Annotated in this window: 18 protein-coding genes and 1 tRNA gene; 11 read left to right on the top strand and 8 right to left on the bottom strand. The window is 63.8% G+C overall.

Translation table 11 applies throughout. The annotated features are described in order from the left end of the window. Positions 1-78 precede the first annotated feature (78 nt). Entirely contained in the window at positions 79-1,680 is a 1,602-nt protein-coding gene (locus H8S47_RS02810) for a DHA2 family efflux MFS transporter permease subunit (RefSeq protein WP_235982564.1), read from the bottom strand. A 74-nt stretch (positions 1,681-1,754) separates the two neighbouring features. Between H8S47_RS02810 and H8S47_RS02805 the strand changes: the two genes are divergently transcribed. The 4 genes from H8S47_RS02805 (at position 1,755) to H8S47_RS02790 (ending at position 5,397) form a co-directional block, all read left to right on the top strand. Further along, positions 1,755-2,870 carry an HlyD family secretion protein gene (locus H8S47_RS02805; protein ID WP_187502405.1) on the top strand — a complete coding sequence of 372 codons (1,116 nt, stop codon included), beginning with the start codon at positions 1,755-1,757 and terminating at the stop codon, positions 2,868-2,870. Between the two features lie 90 nt (positions 2,871-2,960). Further along, positions 2,961-3,329: a CC_3452 family protein gene (locus tag H8S47_RS02800; RefSeq protein ID WP_187502404.1), complete on the top strand. Its 369-nt coding sequence runs from the start codon at positions 2,961-2,963 to the stop codon at positions 3,327-3,329. 262 nt (positions 3,330-3,591) lie between these two features. Then, on the top strand, positions 3,592-4,065 hold the full coding sequence (locus H8S47_RS02795; RefSeq protein ID WP_187502403.1) for a hypothetical protein: 474 nt from the start codon (positions 3,592-3,594) through the stop codon (positions 4,063-4,065). 153 nt (positions 4,066-4,218) lie between these two features. Beyond that, the gene (locus H8S47_RS02790; protein ID WP_187502402.1) at positions 4,219-5,397 is read left to right on the top strand and encodes a hypothetical protein; all 1,179 of its coding nucleotides are present in this window, start codon (positions 4,219-4,221) and stop codon (positions 5,395-5,397) included. Here the strand turns inward: H8S47_RS02790 and H8S47_RS02785 are convergent. Beyond that, positions 5,366-6,328 (bottom strand): hypothetical protein, encoded by a 963-nt coding sequence (locus tag H8S47_RS02785; protein WP_187502401.1) that lies wholly within the window; start codon positions 6,326-6,328, stop codon positions 5,366-5,368. The two genes, H8S47_RS02790 and H8S47_RS02785, sit on opposite strands and share 32 nt — an antisense overlap. Before the next feature lie 383 nt (positions 6,329-6,711). Then, on the bottom strand, positions 6,712-7,134 hold the full coding sequence (locus H8S47_RS02780) for a hypothetical protein (protein WP_187502400.1): 423 nt from the start codon (positions 7,132-7,134) through the stop codon (positions 6,712-6,714). A 318-nt stretch (positions 7,135-7,452) separates the two neighbouring features. Between H8S47_RS02780 and H8S47_RS02775 the strand changes: the two genes are divergently transcribed. From H8S47_RS02775 to H8S47_RS02755, 5 genes are all read left to right on the top strand, one after another. Beyond that, complete coding sequence (locus H8S47_RS02775) at positions 7,453-8,190, top strand: hypothetical protein (RefSeq protein WP_235982563.1); 738 nt, start codon at positions 7,453-7,455, stop codon at positions 8,188-8,190. A 57-nt stretch (positions 8,191-8,247) separates the two neighbouring features. Further along, positions 8,248-9,129: a 3'-5' exonuclease gene (locus tag H8S47_RS02770; protein ID WP_187502399.1), complete on the top strand. Its 882-nt coding sequence runs from the start codon at positions 8,248-8,250 to the stop codon at positions 9,127-9,129. A gap of 242 nt (positions 9,130-9,371) precedes the next feature. Continuing rightward, positions 9,372-10,070: a hypothetical protein gene (locus H8S47_RS02765; RefSeq protein WP_187502398.1), complete on the top strand. Its 699-nt coding sequence runs from the start codon at positions 9,372-9,374 to the stop codon at positions 10,068-10,070. After that, positions 10,067-10,879, top strand: coding sequence for a hypothetical protein (locus H8S47_RS02760; protein ID WP_187502397.1), 813 nt, complete (start codon positions 10,067-10,069; stop codon positions 10,877-10,879). The genes H8S47_RS02765 and H8S47_RS02760 overlap by 4 nt, the downstream gene beginning before the upstream one ends. A gap of 579 nt (positions 10,880-11,458) precedes the next feature. Next, positions 11,459-12,010, top strand: coding sequence for a hypothetical protein (locus H8S47_RS02755; protein WP_187502396.1), 552 nt, complete (start codon positions 11,459-11,461; stop codon positions 12,008-12,010). Positions 12,011-12,342: 332 nt separating this feature from the next. On the opposite strand, the gene H8S47_RS02750 is transcribed toward H8S47_RS02755, so the two are convergent. Then, positions 12,343-13,704, bottom strand: a complete 1,362-nt coding sequence (locus H8S47_RS02750) for an SH3 domain-containing protein (RefSeq protein ID WP_187502395.1) — start codon at positions 13,702-13,704, stop codon at positions 12,343-12,345. Positions 13,705-13,964: 260 nt separating this feature from the next. Next, positions 13,965-14,041, bottom strand: a tRNA-Arg gene (locus H8S47_RS02745). Between the two features lie 61 nt (positions 14,042-14,102). Here H8S47_RS02745 and H8S47_RS02740 point away from each other — a divergent pair. Further along, positions 14,103-14,858, top strand: coding sequence for a queuosine precursor transporter (locus H8S47_RS02740; protein WP_187502394.1), 756 nt, complete (start codon positions 14,103-14,105; stop codon positions 14,856-14,858). 98 nt (positions 14,859-14,956) lie between these two features. Here H8S47_RS02740 and purQ read toward each other — a convergent pair whose 3' ends face one another. Genes purQ through purC form a run of 3 tightly spaced genes read right to left on the bottom strand, consistent with a single transcriptional unit; the run spans position 14,957 to position 16,632 of the window. Further along, positions 14,957-15,625 (bottom strand): phosphoribosylformylglycinamidine synthase subunit PurQ, encoded by a 669-nt coding sequence (gene purQ / locus H8S47_RS02735; RefSeq protein WP_187502393.1) that lies wholly within the window; start codon positions 15,623-15,625, stop codon positions 14,957-14,959. Further along, a complete protein-coding gene (purS, locus tag H8S47_RS02730; protein WP_031439802.1) occupies positions 15,622-15,852 on the bottom strand; it encodes a phosphoribosylformylglycinamidine synthase subunit PurS in 231 nt (76 codons plus the stop codon). Before purS ends, purQ begins: the two co-directional genes overlap by 4 nt. Further along, the gene (gene purC / locus H8S47_RS02725; protein ID WP_055876188.1) at positions 15,853-16,632 is read right to left on the bottom strand and encodes a phosphoribosylaminoimidazolesuccinocarboxamide synthase; all 780 of its coding nucleotides are present in this window, start codon (positions 16,630-16,632) and stop codon (positions 15,853-15,855) included. It abuts the gene before it with no gap. A gap of 152 nt (positions 16,633-16,784) precedes the next feature. Here purC and H8S47_RS02720 point away from each other — a divergent pair, with 152 nt between their 5' ends. Next, positions 16,785-17,732: a hypothetical protein gene (locus tag H8S47_RS02720; RefSeq protein WP_187502392.1), complete on the top strand. Its 948-nt coding sequence runs from the start codon at positions 16,785-16,787 to the stop codon at positions 17,730-17,732. Positions 17,733-17,752: the final 20 nt, after the last annotated feature.

Here is a 17,752-nt window from a genome sequence, read left to right as displayed (position 1 = left end):
GGGCCCGATACGGATAGGCGGATTCGGAAACGCCGAGGATCGGACCGGTGCCGTTTCGGCATGGCTGAGGGCAGGGCATCAATGCACGTCCGCGGGCGACACCGGCGCCGCGTTCTTCGGCACCTTGCAGAATGGCACCATCACGAGTGCGGCTATGAACATCCAGGCCATGAGCCTGAAGACGTCGTCGAAGGCGATCGTGAGCGCCTCGCGGTTCACCAACCGACCTATCGTGGCCTGCGCCATCAACATGGCGTGGTCGGGGTCCGGCGTGACGGCGGCGAACCGTCCCGCGATCGAGCTGATGGCATCCTGCGCGTTCCGTCCGTTGGCCGCCAGCGCCTCTCCGAAACGCAGGGTCTGGATGCGCGTGTTGTCGCCGAGCCACGTGTTCACGGTCGCGATGCCGATCGCGCCCCCGAGATTGCGCATGAGGTTGAAAAGCCCTGACGCCGACCGGAGCTCCGGACCCTGAAACGCCGAGAGCGCCATGTTCACACTGGGCACGATGCAGAGCATCACGAAGAGGCCGCGCGCGAGCTGCGGTACCAGCAGTTGGCCGAAGCCCCAGTTCGATGCGACCTCCGAAGTGAGCCAGAGACTTGCCGCGAACCCGGATAGGCCGATACCGATCAGAATCCGGCGATCGACGTGGTTCGAAGCCCGTGCGACGATCACCGTGCTCACGAGCTGGCCCAGCCCGACGACGAACACGGTGGTGCCGATCTGCAGGCTGTTGAACCCTCGGACGCGTCCGAGGAACACGGGGACCAGGTAGGTCGAGGCGTATATGCCGAAGCCGATCACCAGGTTGAAGACGCAGGCGAACGCGAACGTCGGGTTCCGGAACGGCGTGACCCTGACGATGGGGTTCTTCGAGAAGAACGACCTTTCCAGGAAGAGGCAGAAGCCCACGAACGAGAACCAGGCGGCCATGACGATCTGCGGATCGCCGAACCAGTCCTTGCGAGGCCCTTCCTCCAGCACGTATTCGAGACCTGCGAGGGCCACGGCCATCGCGATCAGATGTGACCAGTCGATCCGTCGGAACATCGAGGTGTCCGCCGTGTCCACGTGCACGAAGTGGATCGTCAGCGCGGTGACGACGATGCCGGGCGCGATGTTGATGAAGAAGATCCACCGCCATCCGATGGAGTCGGTGATGATGCCGCCGACCGTGGGCCCCATGGTCGGCGCGAGCACCGAGACCATGCCGAGGATGGCGGGAATGAGTGCGCGCTGCTTGCCTTCGAAGATCGTGAAGCCGACCGCGAAGACGCTCGGCACCATGGCGCCGCCGACGAAGCCCTGGATCGCGCGGAAGGCGATCATCGACTCGATGTTCCAGGCACAGCCGCAGGCGATGCTCGACAGCGTGAAGAGCCCGGCGGACATCGCGAAGAGCCATCTCGTGGACATCGCCTGTGCGAGGAAGGCCGAGAAGGGGATCATGACCAGTTCGGCCATCAGGTAGGCGGTCTGCACCCAGCTGATCTCGTCGGGACCCGCCGACAGTCCCGACTGGATGTCGTTGAGGGAGGCGGCGACGATCTGGATGTCGAGCAGCGCCATGAACTGCCCGAACGCGAGGATGCCGAAGATCAGGTACTTCCTCGACAACGGCAACTCGGTCGGCCGCGGTGCCGTGTCGATGCCGTTGGCGGATGTGGCTGAGGCCAAGCCCTGAACTTTCGTCTTGAAGAATGATGGTCGTAATATTATACTCATCATATGAAGAGCGCAAGGGATCTCGGATGGACGCCATGACAACGCAGCCCGAAGCGGCTTCGAAGAAGTCCAGACGTCTGCCGGTTCCGACCGCCCGCACGGCGATCGCCTGCCTGATCGCGATTGCGATTGCGATTGCCGGTGCCCTCTGGATAACCTCGGCGCCGAGTTCCGAGACCACGGACGACGCGTATGTGGCTGCAGACGCGACGTCGCTCGCCCCGAAGGTGCGCGGCCTCGTCGCCGCCGTCCTGGTCCGCGACAATCAGACGGTGAAGGCTGGCGACGCTCTCGTCCGGATCGATCCTGAGGAGTTCACCGCCAAGGTCGAGGCCGCCAAGGCGAGCTTGGCGAATGCGGTCGCGGGTCTCGCGGCCGCGCGCGCGGGTCTCGTCAGCCTGGATGCAGAACAGACCCTGTCTTCCGCCCAGACGGTGGCGACTCGAACGGCGATCAGATCGGCCGACGCGCAGTCATCGCGCGCCGAGGCGGATCGGCGGCGCTACGACGTGCTCGTTCTGAGCGGTGCCGTGGCCCGTCGCGACGCGGATGCGTACACGGCGAAGGCCGTGTCGGCCGAACAGGACGCGGCACGCGCTCGCGCCATGCTCGTCGTCGCGGGCGCGACCGAGGGGGTGACGCGTGCGAAGCGTGAGGGGCTCATGGCAGCGGTCGAGACCGCGCGAGCCGGTGTCGCGAGTGCGCAGGCGGCGTTGGCGTTGGCGGAGCAGGATCTGCGTCACACGACCATCTACGCGTCGATCGACGGGACCGTCGGCAACCGGCAGGTGAGGGTGGGCGACTACGTCCAGCCTGGCACCCGACTTCTGACGCTCGTTCCGCTGCACGCTCTGTACGTGACGGCGAACTTCAAGGAGACGCAGACGGCGCGCATGGTGCCGGGTCAGCCCGTAGTGGTCGAGGCCGACGCCGTTCCGGGGGTAAAGCTCCGTGGTCGCGTCGACAGTTTCGCGCCCGGTTCGGGGTCGAGCTTCTCGCTGCTGCCTTTCGAACCCGGCACCGGGAACTTCACGAAGATCGTCCAGCGGGTCGGGGTCCGCGTCCGCTTCGATCCCGGCCAGTCCGACGTGGGACGTCTGAGGCCCGGACTGTCCGTGATGGCCCGCGTTCGGCTGGAGTGATCGAGGGCCGAGACCGTTTCGTCTGAGGCGATGTTCGGCCGCACGTCTTCGCCCGCCGGCGATATCTGATCACCAAGAAGGAGACTGACGATGCTCGACCACACATCGAAGAACCTGATCGCCCTGCGGCACCGCCCTTCGATCCTCGCGCTGGCGCTCTTCGGCGCGGTGGCTCCTGCGGGCGCCGCTACGCCTGCCAGGTTGACCGCCAGCGCGGACGTGGGGCGAAGCAACGCGCGGGAAGTCGTCGTCATCGCGTATCCCGATATCATCTGGCAGTGTCGGTCGGGTGGCTGTTCGGGCAGCGTCGATCGGCGCCCGGTCGCGATGCTGAGGGCGTGCAAGGACATCGCGCGCAAGATGTCCGGCGTCCGCGGCTTCAAGGTTGACGGCCGCGACTTCGATGCGGCCGAACTGCTCGAGTGCAACGCGGGCAAGGTCGTGAGCCCACCCGCCTGACGCCCAATTCGCGAACTCACGGCGGCTAGAGCTCAGCTTCCTGAGCCAGGCGATAAGTGACAAATGCGATAGCTCCATACCGATCGGTATGTTTATGTTGACCCTCGATTCCCGGGTTTATATACCGTTCGGTAGGTTACGAGATCCTGTCTTCGATGCTCGCAAATCCAGTCGTTAGAACCACGACGGTACGGGCAGATGGGCGACACGGTTTGGGCGATCGCATAGCGGCACATGCAATTTCGGGCGGAGGAGAAAGCCGGTGGCTTATTATGACTTCAACGGGTTTTCGGAAGTCCTCCAACTCGCGAGATCCCCGGCACCAGCTGCATCGCTGTCAGTCGAGGAAGGTCAGGGTTTGAGCGCGATTGAGCCGACCGCAGCTGCGTTCGCTCCTTTGGAATGGCTGGTCGTGGCGTTGGCACGGAAAGATACCGTTCGATCACTGCAGGTCCCTGGTCGGATCGCGACGGCCATTGCGTCGGTATTCGGTGTCCGTCGTAGCCTGCAACTGGCTGATCCCAGATTGGAAGCGCTACGCCGTCTGGCCGTACTCAGCTGGCATCGAGGGTACAGCGTCGCCTCGGCGGAGGTCCGTGCCTTCACCTCCGCCGGGTTTACGCTCGAGCACTACGAGTTGATGATGGTCAGCATACTCGCCGGGCACGCCGCCCGCAGCGAGAACCGGGCGGCGCGGGGCCAGCGGGCATCGTCCGGTCCGACGGCTTTCGATTGACGAGTATCCTCGACTCGTCCTGACGAAGGGTCGGTGTCTCATACCATGCGGTGACTGTCGCCTCGAGCCGTGTAATCACTATTCCAACGCTCGGAACTCAGCGGTACTGTGCGGACGCTGGCGCTGCACCGACGGCGCATCGAGGAAAGCGTAGTGGTTGACGAAGATGTTTCCGGAGCGCCCGATAACGTCGCGTCGGCGCAGGTCGATCATGTCGACCGTCAGAGTGAGATGGAACCTGACATGCGGATCACCGCGATCCCGGTGGACTATCGTCTCTCAAAGGTCCTCGGCCGTGACGTGGCTCCCGAAGAGATCGCCATCTGGACCGACATGCCGCCGGCGCGGCGTGCCAAGGCTTTGCAGCGCATCGCGGCATTGGACCGGTACTGCGGCGGCGAGGAGGGTCTGACTGCGAAGCAGGCGGCGGCCGACGCCGGGGTGAAACTGGGCAGATTCTACCAGATGGCGCGGGCATGGCCGGAGGCGCGTTCACTTCGCAGCCTCGGTACCTACGCTGTCGCGACCCAGTCGCGGGAGCGGTTCAAACCGGACATTGTGAACGCCCTCCAGGCGGTGGTCGCCGAGGTGGTGCGTGACAATGCGATCCCGCCCGCATCCGTGGCGAAGTTGGCGCAGCTTCTCGGCGATCGATCCGGGTTGCCCGCTGACGACCTGCCCAAGAAGAATACACTGAGGTTGTACGTCGAGCGCGAGATCCGCCGGGTGCGGGAGGCTAGGCAGGCGGGCCAGGAGATTCTCTTCGACTGCTCTGCGAGCTCGCTGCGCCGGAAGGACGGCGACCGGCACACGGTCTTCATGATCATCGATCGCGGCACGCGACTGATCCTAGGTCGCTCTGTTGGCTCCCCCGCCGAAAGCGCGTCAGGCTATGCGGCCGCCGCCCGGGATGCCCAGCGACGGATCGGTTCGGGATCGTTCCCCGGGCGTCTCTGGTCGCCGCAGCTCGTGAACGTTCAGCTGGTACCCGGTACAGACATGGATGGTGTGCGCGAATTGATGCAGCAGGTCTACGGGGAGACGGGAGGAAGCACGCCGCAGGTGGTCGGGCAGGGGACATATGGCCGCTACATTCGCGAGCACGTCGGTCTCAAGCTCGGTCCCATCCAGCTTCTGCCTGGCCGGACCGGCGACGCGTTGGGGACGGAAGGTTCGGATGCGCTCGGTTTGGATGACGCCGACGCTTTGGCACGGCTCGATGTTCCGATCGCAGACCATAACGCGACGGTGCTTGCCGATCTGTCAGTCGACGGCGAGTCGTTGCCCCCTGGGGAACTCGTCAGGCTTCTGGAACCGATGGCACGCGGCTGAACAGGTCCGCTTCGGCGGCTGCCGCTACGGCGGCGTTGTGGCGTTCCATGGCGAATGCGACAGCCGTTCTCGCGTCGTCGAAGTTCAACGCGCGATCGCGGAACGAGTGCATCGACTTCGCCGGATTGCCGTTAAGGTTCCGGTAGGCGACTTCGAGAAGGCCGATCTTCCGGCCCAACACCTGTGCGAGTGTTCGTCGCCCGTCCTTCTCCGATATCGTCGCCATGGGGGTGCGTCCGAGAACGTAGCGCGACAACCGGGTGCGGATCCCTAGGTCGGCGAGGATGACGGGATCGCGGCCACGAATGGCGGTCGCGAGATCGCGCAGGTCCGGCGTAGCTTCGGGATCAGCGGTTTCGATGGCCAGGATGCGTCTCGTCGACACGTTCACGGCTACCGTCAGCTCCGGGAAGACGGTTCCCATCGCCGTCTCGACCGGCAGCTTCAGGAAGGCGCGGGCCACGAGTATCGCGTTGCCATGCTGTTCGGAGGGCGACCCTCTCGCCTCCACCGACAGTAGCCAAATCGTCCCGCGCGATGGCGGAGTGATCCTCAACGCGGTGCAGCGCAGCCTCACGAGCTCCACGAGTTCGCGGAGCGAGGCCGACGATCCGAGTTCCGCGATGACGCCCCGTGCGATCTCGCGTGCCGCCGGGTCGACGCCCCCACGTCGACTTCGGCTGTGACGAACCGCCCGTTTCCTGACGCCTGGTGAAAGCTTGCGCGGGTCGTGGTCGGTCTCCCAGGTCCTGACGAGGTTCTGGAACTGCTGTGCTCCGAGGTTCAGCTTCGCGCCGTGGCGGATCCTGTCCGCCGACGTCGGGTTCGGTAGTGCGAGGTACTGCTCGAGGACGAAGACTCTGCGTCGGAATTCGGCCCACTTCAGAGGGTCGATTTCCGAGAGGTCGAGGTTCTTCAATTCGTCGTCCATGGCGATGCCGTCCTTCTTGTTGAGCGTCGTGTGTCGAGAGGGCGCGCCGATCGTCGCGGCCGTCGCTGCGATGGCGACGACGACGGTTTCTGGTTCGGAGCGAGGGGATGGTTCCGGCCAGGTAGAGCCACGGGGTCGCGAGCCGATTTCGCGGGCGACCGCTACTGTCCGGCAGGGACTCTAATGGTCCGATCGTCCGGCTCGCTGTCGCCCTCTTTGGAGGCAGAGCCCTCGACGGATGCCTGCGCCGGTCGCTGCCGCAGTCGGCATGAAGCAGCCGTTCGCAGTCCAGCCATCCGTCGCAACCACGGTTGGACCCCGGACATCGTTTAGATTGCCTCGAGGGGCGATTGGCGATCGTTCGATCGTTGCCGCCATCCGGCTCAGTTCCGTGCGACGATGCGCAATCCCAGTTCGAGCACGCCGGGATCCTTGACCGGAAGGGCTACCTTCTCCGTCCAGACGCCTGGCCCCTTCTCGGTCACGTCCGGACGGACCGCGGCCGCATGCGCCGCCGCCAGCAGGTCTGCGAGCGGGAACGCCTTGGGAGGGTCGGTGTAGAACCCTCCCCAGGGCAGGTTCCGGTTCAGGTTCGTCAGCCGCACGTGGTGGAAATCTTTCAGCATCATGTAGGGTCTGAACCGCTCCTCGATCTCACGCATCGTGAAGCCCTCGAGTCCGCAGAGGCTGCCCGCGAGGTTGCTCACCTCGCCTGGATCATGATCGTCGACGAGCCCTTCGGACGTTGCGACGAGTGCGCGGATCTCGGCACAATCCTGTACCTTGTCTGCAGGTCTGGACCGCATCTGATTTTCTCTTCCTGAAACAACTCCAGAAATTCCTCTCGACGTCGATGGAAGAGACCATCCGGTGCGCGGTGTGTGCAAAGCCTTGTTCGCGCATTGCCGACCCAATGTCCGATGCGGGACTGGGCGGCCCTCGATCGCCAGGCGCCGCCTGCCATGTCGTCAGCAGGTCGCTGTCGCGACATCTTCAAAGAATATCCGTGCGATAGTTCTAGAACCATTGAACTATATTGTGCCAGTTCCATATTGGTGTCGTCGGCATCCGAAGCGTCTGCCCGGCACGAGCGAGGAACATCGATAGCGAGAAGGAGAACGAAGATGAACGTTCACGTCCACGAACCCGCAATCTCCAGGACCAGCCCCCTGGCCAAACCCGCGAGCGACGCGATGTTCGCCGATCCGCTCGATCACGATCAGCCGTCCGACGAGATCGTCGTCACGACCCTTCGCGCGATCTCCCGCGTCGCGCTGGTGGCATCCGAGACGGCCACCCATTTCCAGCGCGAGTCGGTGGCGCACGACCCGATGACCTGGATGCTTTCGCCTCGGCGAATGTTCGAAGGTCTGTCGCCGATCGAGGCATGTCTGGACCGTGACAACTGCATGCGCGGCGTCCTCGTCCACGGTCTGTCGCTCGGCCTCGATTTCGATGCGGCCGATGTCGATTTCCTTTTGAAGGACGACGACGAGCCGAACCTCCAGAGTCGCACACCCCCCAGCGGCATGCGTCCGGACAACTCCGCGCGTCGCTCGACAGGTCGCGCACGGCTCTGGACGGCGACCATCGCGTACACCGGTGGAAACATCATGCTGCAGGCGTTCCACGCCTCGATCGCCCGTGATCCGGAAGACGTCGCTGAACGACTCCGCCTGCGGTTCGGGGCGCACATCGCGGCGCGGGCGGATATCCGGCTCGGCTTCCATCCGGCGTCGCCGTTGACGATGGCGCTCGTGCCCGACGCCGTCGCCGACGCGATCCGCAAGGTCGAACGCGACCTGCGCAAGCCAGCGAACCTCGGGTTCGCCGTCGACATCGAGCAGCGGATCGAGGCGTGACAAGCCGCCGCCACGGGCCGCATCGCCGGCTCCACCGAACGCATGGGAGACACAGTCATGGCCGATATGGAGACCGCCCGCGCTTCGTCCGCCGGAGCGGAGGACCATCGCGTAATCAGCCGTCTCGATCTCAAGACCGGGCCGACGGGGCAGGGAGACGGGCGAGGTCGGCACGTCGGCATAGCGATCGACGTCGAAACCACCGGACTCGACGCCGGTAGCGGGGCGATCATCGAGCTGGCGGTCCGCCGTTTTCGCTACGACGCAGATGGCGTGATCACGGATGTCGACCAGCCCTATGCCTGGGTCGAGGACCCCGGGCGTCCCATCTCGGCTGAGATCACGGCGCTCACGGGGCTCTCCGATGCCGATGTGGAGGGTCGCTTCATCGACGAGGACGCTGCGGAAAGGCTGTTGAACTCCGCATCCTTCGTCGTCGCGCACAATAGTGCCTTCGACAGGGTTTGGGTCGAAAACCGACTCGAGGGCGCGCGCGGGCTGAACTGGGTCTGCAGCATGGCGCAGGTGGACTGGCGGGCCCGCGGGTTCGACGGACGGACATTGGGGTTCCTGCTGATGCAGGCGGGCTACTTCCATGGTGGCCATCGGGCCGATGCCGACGTCGACGCGCTCATCCAGCTTCTCCGTCACCGGTTCGACGACGGGCGAACCGCCCTGTCGGTCCTGTTGGACCGGGGAAGCCGTCCCAGCTGGCTGTTCCGCGCACGCGGCGCGGACTTCTCGGTGAAGGACCTGCTTCGGGAACGTGGATACCGATGGAACGCCGAACGCAAAATGTGGTGTCGCGAGGTCGCCGACGAGGACCGCATGGAGGAGGAGTTCTGGCTGGCGGGGCACGTCTACGATTTCGCGGCGAGACCGAAAGCCCTCGGTCCGGACGTCGAGCGCGTGACGGCACGCAGCCGCTTTCTACCCTGACAACCACGCACCTATTCTGTCCATATAGAGATTATAATAGCGCTTGACGACTCGGAGGGGTTCGGAGCATACGGTTTTATATTCTCTATTTGGAAGGAATGTGAGTGACGTGTCCGCCGCAGGCCGGGTGACGAGACACGATCGTATCCGGCGTCGATCAACACGTGTCTGAATTCCGCAGAACCTTTCGGTCCACGAGGCCGGACGGCGACCCGGTCTCAACTCGAATGAAGGAGACTGAAATGTCCAAGAAGCCACAGTCGCGTCGCACCGGCGGCGCGCTCGCCACGACCGGAGAGGATCCGGGCAAGTACGCCATCGCCGGTACGAAGATCGAGGCGCTCGAGATCTACCGGGTGCCCTCCGTTCACCCGAGCGGCTCGGGGCCCTGGGCCGACGAAGCCGACAAGGTGTCCTGGCTCGATGCACCAACGGGCCTGCCGTGCATCATGCGTCGCGGCGAAGATGGTGCGCTCTCCGGGTTCGTCGGTGTAGGTCCATCCCATCCGCTGTTCGGCTTCGGTGAGGACGCGCTCCCGCACGATCCTCCGATCGAGGTTCATGGCGGAATAGACTACGCCGAACCGTGTGATGAGGAAGGACAGCCGGAGGTGTCGGTATGCCACGTGCACGACCGGCGAGGTGTCTGGGCGCGTGATCCGGCCACGGCGACAGCCGTGGCGGCGCTCCCGGCCCAGTTGTGGTGGTTCGGCTTCTCCTGCAACCATTCCTACGATCTGGTGCCGGGCTCCCGCCACCGCGAGGCACTCTCCGCCGAGAATGGTCGCGTCTACCGCGACGAAACCTACGTCGCGCGCGAGATAACTGGGATGGCGGCGCAGTTGCACGCGATCGCGGAGGGGCGGGATCCATCGTCCTCGATTCGAGGCGATCGTCCGGCCCGAGGCCTCGACGCGTACGATCCGAGGAACGCGTCGTGACGTATGAACAGCTGCGCAACCCCGCGCTGCCTTGGGGCTACTGGCTTCACGCGGACGGGGCATCCGGACTGCCGCTCGTCGACGAGCAGGGCAGACGGTGGGAGTCCGTGCGTCAGGCTTTCTTCCGGTCCCGCCTGGGCATGAGGTCCGAACAGGAGGCGTTCAGGGACGACGTCCTCGAGCGGCTTCTCGCGGTTCTCGCCGCGATCGACCGGCGCACGGTGCACGTGTCGGAAAGCGTGCACGACCTGTTCGCGGGCGAGGAGGACTATTGGCGGTTCTATCGGTTCTGGCTCCGAAGTCTCGATCTCACCGGCGGTGGGGCATTCGGCGACGGGTTGACGCAGGAGGGCCATGCCGCTCTCGTGATGCTGGCATCGACGAGACCTTCCGAGGTCAGGGCGATCCCGATCGGGCTCGATGCCATTCGCACCATGGAGCCTGTCGAGACCTCCGAGCCGGAACGTTCGGCCTGGTTGCAGCGCGTCGAGGATTTCTCCTCTGCTCTGCCGTACCGCTTCGTCCGACAGGATATCGGACGGCATCCCGCCGTCGTCCTGATCGGTGCCGGGCTCGGTGACGTCATCCCGATCAACCGCACTCTATGGAGCCAGACCTTCAGCGACCTCGACAGCCGGGATCGTTTCCACGTCTGGTTGGCGATCAGGCTCGATCGTTGGGATGCGTGGGGCGGCATGGCCTTCAGGCACGGCGCGCCGAAACTGACGCAGCATCTCCTGGCGCTGCTCGTAGGCGAACCGTACGATCCCGACAATCGCGCCCGATCACGTCCGGCAAGCCTCGCGTAGGTCGAGCCGGCGGCCTCGAAGGACCGACTGATGGGGCGATCGCATATGCAGGAGGCGCGGGCTGCGGCGAAGATCGAGGTGGTCCGCGCCCGCTCCCTGTCGGTAGGCACGTTCGGGTATTCCGCACGATACTGGACCATCGCAGGTCTCGTTTCGTCGTTTCTCCGGCTGCTTGTTGAGGACGCGGCAGCGTCTGCGAGGAAGTCGTCTGCCGCGTCATGCATGTTCCACCCGTCCTGAATGATCAGGGTTCGTCTGTAACCTTGAGCTGGGACATTAGCCGTGCGGCATTCGCTTCGGGGCGTATCGCCAGGCACGCGACGGCGGGGCTGCTTCGAGCAGAGCCGATCGCGAAAGACCTGGAACCATTATTGTACCGGGCAACCGGGATCAGCCTGATGTGCCGTTGGGAGATCGTCCTCCCCGATCGATCCCCGTCTCGAAAAGGTGATCTGCCAAATGCCTATTATCATGCTCCGTATCATGATGCCGAGAGAATGGATCGATCGTCACCAACGGGATCACGCTCTCGGACGGAAGGAACCCGACCGAAAAAGTTCATTTCACGAGGACCGCACCATGCCGAAGTACCCCTGCACCACTGACATCAAGGTTCTGAGGAACATCGACCGCGCGCGGATCATCCGCGACGCAGCTCTAGCTCACGACCATATGCACGGGAGTTGGGAAGGGTTGGATCTGCCTGGCGGCGGCGAGGCCCGCGTTCGCACGATCGACCCGGGCCTGGGCTGGTCGGTCATCATCACGTCGCCGTTCTCGCGCATCCCTTGCAATACCGTGACGCCAGGCGGTTCGAACGCGAGATTGGGGTCATCGTTCAACGCCCGGAATGGCCAAGTGGTCATGGACATGTACCTGACCTTCGGGCCGAAGGTTCTCTCCATCGCGAGTACCACCTCGGAAGACGTGTTGATCTCGATGGTTCCGGGACCGTGGGAAGCAGACCTGTTCGGTCTGCCGCTTCGAAGCTGGAGTGCGAAGATGGAGCGGCATTTCGTGAAAAGGGCGGCGGCGGTGGCTATGCCCGACGGTGGAAACTCGAAACACAGGCGGACACGCATGGATCGTCGCGATCATCGAACCGAGCTCGTTTGGTGGGAGGTCATATGATCAACCCCAGACATCCAGCCGGGCGCTTTGCTCCGGTGGATATGAGCAACGTACGGCCCCGGCGCGGATGCGGAATGATGGTCGATTCGTCACTCGCGACTCGAACGGAACGACTTATTACCCTGTCAGCGTAGTAAGTCGTCTTAGCGTCCTTTTAAGCATTCCCGTGCGCTCAAACAAGGCGGCCTGACGCTCAGCTCAAACTCGTCGGCAACGGTATAAAGTCTGAACGGTCGCCAATGCTCGACGTCCTTCAGAGCCGCTGTCCAACGGACGGGTATATCGCCGGCCGACGTGACGGGTCACACCTGGCCGCTGCAAATCGGGAACCGTCAGTGCCCGCTGGCGGGTCCATCCCAGATCCGTCCGGTCGAGAGGTCGACGAGACGCGTGCCGATCTCAAGATCCAGACGAATACCCCCGACGAGATCTCCCGCACGTTCAATCTTGCAAGCGCAGTAAAACGGAAGCGCTGCTATGGAGTCGACGGTCCGTCCACGCAGCGACTCGCGAACGGTCTCCGGAAGAAGGTGGCCGAGAATTTCCAGTCTCTCGCGGTACCATTCCACCTTCCCGGCCATGGAGATGTCGGCCTTGATCGTTCCGTCACGCCAGAACAGCGCGACGAACATCGGCGTGTTGCCCGTCGACACCTCGAAGGTCGATTCGTAAGCGATCGCGAGTTTCGCGAATACCGCCTTCGCGCCGCCCGGAGCGGCGGCCGCCACCGCCGCCGCCATGTCGTCGATCCGCCCATCCGCGCCGAGCCTGTGCAGCTTCGCGCGTTCGAACGGGCGGTGTGATACGCCGCTCGGCGGTTCGTAGGACGCCGCCGTGATGTCATCCCGATCCGGGAGAAGGTCGAGGACCGAACCGACGCGCATCGCTTCGTCTATCGCCAGGTAGTGGACGTACATGTCGACCCTCTCACTATCCCGTTGATCACTGAGATCGACCGCCAAGAGCAGCACTTCCGCGCCATGCTCGGCCGCGGCGGCGTCCGCTAGCGCGCGGACTTTCCTCGCGCGTGCGGCGATGGCCTCGCGCCTTTCCCAAAAGGTCTTCATGTCGGCAACGATCGATTCGGCGAACTCCAGGATCTGCGTTGGCGATGCCGCCGTGAACCGCGGTGCGTCGGTGCAGTTCGCCCAGCGCTCCAGCACCACGCCGCCAGCCTCATCGCACGGGCTGAAATGCAGGAGATGACGTTCGGAGACGCCGACGATGAACGCCGGCAACGGGAGGCCGAGGCGCCCGCAAGGGAGATTTCTGGTCAGGCGAGTGATGTGCGATCGCAGCAGATCAAAGTTTGGCCCGTGCGCGTCGCGGCGTATGTTCGCCATCGCATGAAGGCCCGGCCGTCCTGCGTCCAGCAGCCAGCGCTCGTGTCCGAACCGGACGTCGCCAATTGCGCTGGAGGCCACCATCGTGCCGAGTGGCAGCGTAAACTCCATGTTCTTAGTTCCATAGACCCTGACAAGCTTGCCCGCGAGATCGTCGATTTCGGCATCTGGGAGCGCATTCAGTACAGTCTCCCCGTCCTCCGGGGCGCCGATGCGGAGATCCAGATCCAATGCGGTCGAAAGAGCATTAGCGACCGACGTGCCGTTTCCCATGTCCAGATGGCCCGAAATTTTCTGAATACGCTCCTTCAGATGCGCCAGGCTGGCTTGCTCGCGATCTTCCAAAACCATGTCGTGTTCTCCTTTAGGAGGAACCGGGGGCTTCCTGATCCGAGGGCGTCTGACGAGTTCCGAGATCTTGAAGCCTGTTCAAATCGAAGCGCATTTGGCCGGCTGTCTGTAATGGCGCCAGCCCAAATTAGGACAGGCGGCCGCGCCTAGCTTTGGTAACGATAGCTGCAAGTCCCCGCTGACCCGTCGTCGCCGTAAGAGGCCGCTCTAAGGTTGGCATAGAGGCACGGTCAGCGTGTCCCAACAAAAAGGCGGGCGGTTGGCGCGCCCGGAGGGGTTCGAACCCCCGACCGAGGAGGTAGAAGCTCCTTGCTCTATCCAGCTGAGCTACGGGCGCGCGCTGCGGCGACGACTAGCGCGGATTGTGCGGGCTTGGAACCTCGATCATAACCGGCGGGATGGATATTGACGGGAATGGGGAGCGGGGGCTCGAACCGGTGGCCGCGAACGCGGTGAGCGGCGGGCATTTCCGCTATTACGACTTCGTGATGGCGGCGTTCGTCACGATCCTACTGCTGTCGAACGTGATCGGCGCGGGCAAGCGGGCGGTGATCGACCTGCCGTTCGTCGGCGCGTGGCCGTTCGGCGCGGGGATCCTGTTCTTCCCTGTCAGCTATGTGATCGGCGACGTCCTGACCGAGGTGTACGGCTATGCGCGCGCGCGCCGCTGCATCTGGGCGGGGTTCGGCGCGATGCTGTTCATGGTGTTCATGTCGGCGGTCGTCGTCGCGTTGCCGCCCGACAAGGGGTGGACCGGGCAGGCGGCGTACGAATCGGTGTTCGGGCAGGTGCCGCGGATCGTGTTCGCGTCGATCTGTGCGTTCTGGGTGGGAGAGTTCGCCAACAGCTTCGTGCTCGCGCGGATGAAGATCTGGACGCAGGGGCGGATGCTGTGGACGCGGACGATCGGCAGCACGGTTGTGGGGCAGGCGTTCGACAGCCTGATCTTCTACCCGCTCGCGTTTTACGGCGCGCCGGACTGGCCGGTGGAGGCGATGCTGATGGTGATGGTCAGCCAGTTCCTGCTGAAGGTGTCCTGGGAGGTGTTGCTGACGCCGCTGACGTATGTCGCTGTGGGGTGGCTGAAACGGCGCGAGGGTGTGGACGTTTACGACCGGGGGACGGACTTTTCACCGTTTCGGACGCGGGTTTGACGCCTCGACCCTGACTGTTCTCCCGCGCACGCGGGAGTCCAGGGTCACGGTTGATATGGGTGGTATCCTGGGCCCCCGCTTTCGCGGGGGAACAAGGGTTAGGCGCTGACGGCTTCGAGCAGGCCCTCGAACAGACGACGGCCGTCGGTGCCACCGTGCGCCGCCTCGATACGACGCTCCGGGTGGGGCATCATGCCGAGCACGTTGCCCTTGTCGTTCAACAACCCAGCGATGTTGCGCGCGGAACCGTTGACGCTCTCCGCATAACGGAACGCTACGCGGCCTTCGCCTTCGAGGCGGTCGAGCGTCTCGGAGTCGGCGAAGTAATTGCCGTCATGATGCGCGACCGGGAAGGACACGCGCTCGCCAGCCTTGTAGCCCGAGGTGAAGGTCGAGCTTGCGGTCTCGACCGTCAGCGCGACGTCGCGGCAGACGAAGTTCAGCCCCTCGTTGCGCATCAGCGCGCCGGGGAGGAGCCCCGCTTCGGTCAGCACCTGGAAGCCGTTGCAGATGCCCAGCACCGGCAACCCCTTGCCCGCCTGCTCGACGACCGCGCGCATGATTGGCGAGCGTGCCGCGATCGCGCCCGAGCGGAGGTAATCGCCGTACGAGAAGCCACCGGGGACCGCGACCAGGCCGACGTCAGACGGCAGATCTGCGTCACCATGCCAGACCATGAGCGGCTTGACGCCGGTCACCGCCTCCAGCGCGACGGCGATGTCTCGGTCGCAGTTGGAGCCGGGAAAGACGATGACCGCGGTCTTCATGCTTTTTCCACGCGGTAATTCTCGATCACCGTGTTGGCGAGCAGTTTGCGGCACATGCCGTCGATGGTCGCGTCGTCGGTATCGTCGGCGACTTCCAGTTCGATCAGCTTACCCTGGCGGACGTCCTGCACGCCGTCGAAGCCGAGGCTGCCGAGGGCGTGGTGGATCGCCCGGCCCTGCGGATCGAGTACGCCGGGCTTCAATGTCACGAAAACCTTGAGTTTCATTTACTTGCCCCGGTTCTTGCGATGCTTTTCGAGGTCGAGGACCGAATTGTCGCCGCCTTCGGGCAGCAGCCCAAGACGCCGTGCAACCTCCTGATAGGCCTCGACTTCACCACCGAGATCGCGACGGAAGCGATCCTTGTCCATCTTCTCGTTGGTTTCCATGTCCCACAGACGGCAGCCATCGGGGCTGATCTCGTCGGCGAGGATGATCCGGCCGAAGTCGTTGTCGAAGATGCGGCCGAATTCGAGCTTGAAGTCGACGAGGCGGATGCCGACGCCGGCGAACAGCCCGCACAGGAAATCGTTCACGCGGATCGCGAGGTCGGCGATGTCGTGCATCTCCTCCTGGCTTGCCCAGCCGAACGCGGCGATGTGTTCGTCGGAGATCATCGGATCGCCGAGCGCATCGTCCTTGTAGTAATATTCGATGATCGTGCGGGGCAGTTTGGTGCCCTCCTCGATCCCGAGGCGCGTCGAGATCGAGCCTGCGGCGACGTTGCGCACGACGACTTCGATCGGGACGATCTCGACCTGGCGGATCAGCTGCTCGCGCATGTTGAGCCGGCGGATGAAGTGCGTCGGCACGCCGATGTGATCGAGCAGCGTGAAGATGTGCTCGGAAATCCGATTGTTGAGCACGCCCTTGCCGTTGATCGTGCCCTTTTTCTGGGCATTGAACGCGGTCGCGTCGTCCTTGAAATACTGGATCAGCGTGCCCGGCTCGGGACCCTCGTAGAGGATCTTGGCCTTGCCTTCGTAGATCTGGCGGCGGCGAGCCATGCGCGGTCCCCTGGAAATCGAGCGGTGAAAATCGAGCGGCCCCAGCCTACGCGCTATGCACCGCGAAGCCGAGGCCGGAATAGGCCGCGCCTATAGGCGAAGGGTGCGGGGGGTGCAATCGGATCGGTGGGTCTTGGGCGTGTGCGGGTGACATGACCGAAATGGCCCGGCAACGGCTCGGGCACGGCCGTCCTGGATGGAACGATTTTCGATCAAAAGCAGCACCAGCAAAGATTGGTTCGCTCGTCATCACATGTACTAATGTGATGACGAGCACCCGCGACCTAATGGAGACCTTCATGCTTCATGCTGCATTGCTTGGATCAGCGCTCCTATACGCCGCCCAGGATCGCCTGCCATCCGAACGTCAAGCGCCGCTCGAACCACCTTCCGAAGAGATCGTCGTCACAGCCTTGCGTGATATCGATGATGAGGACTCGGCAGTAACGAAGAAATCATTTGGCACGTCGCGTACGGGAAGCTCGGTCCGTAGCCGCCAGATATTCGACCTGTCGCAGCGATGGGCGGCATGCCCTGCAAGAGCAAGCCTCGACCGCCGCGGCTGGTTGCAGACGGCCATAGATTCCCGGACCAACAGTACGCGACAGGAGTTCGCGATGTTGCGCCTCTCCAAGATATACGCGGCATGTGCGCCCGATACAGAAGACGCCCATCTAGGGATCATCCAGAACGTTTATTACGACAGGGGTGCTTTGACGATCGAGGCCTTGAAGGCATTCGCGCCGGACCTGAGACTAACGAAAGAGCAGACCGCGGATCCTGCTGTGCAGGCACGCTTCAATGCGCGGGAGACATCGCTTGCCAAATTTCGGTTGCCCCTCGATCGCCGGTATTTCGAGGCTGCCGTCTACTTTGTACGCCTCCAACCGGAACTGGCCGTCAAACTCGCCATGACAGACAAACGTCTAGCTGCCGTCCGTCGGCTGGAGGCGGCGATCGTCAACCGAGGTAGGATATGCGTCGGCAACGCCCGCAAGGTGTATTTCGACGGTATCCAGTTCCGGTTCTATATTGCCGACGCGGTCTACCGCTGGGCTGTTGCTGCAAAGAATGTCGATACGCTCATCCCGACGCAGTGAACGAAAGCCCGGGAACGCAA

It is taken from the genome of Sphingomonas albertensis (genome assembly GCF_014358075.1).
In the GTDB taxonomy this organism is placed as follows: Bacteria; Pseudomonadota; Alphaproteobacteria; order Sphingomonadales; family Sphingomonadaceae; genus Sphingomonas; species Sphingomonas albertensis.
Note: the sequence above shows the minus strand (reverse complement) of the source record. Positions and strands in the feature narration are given on the sequence as shown.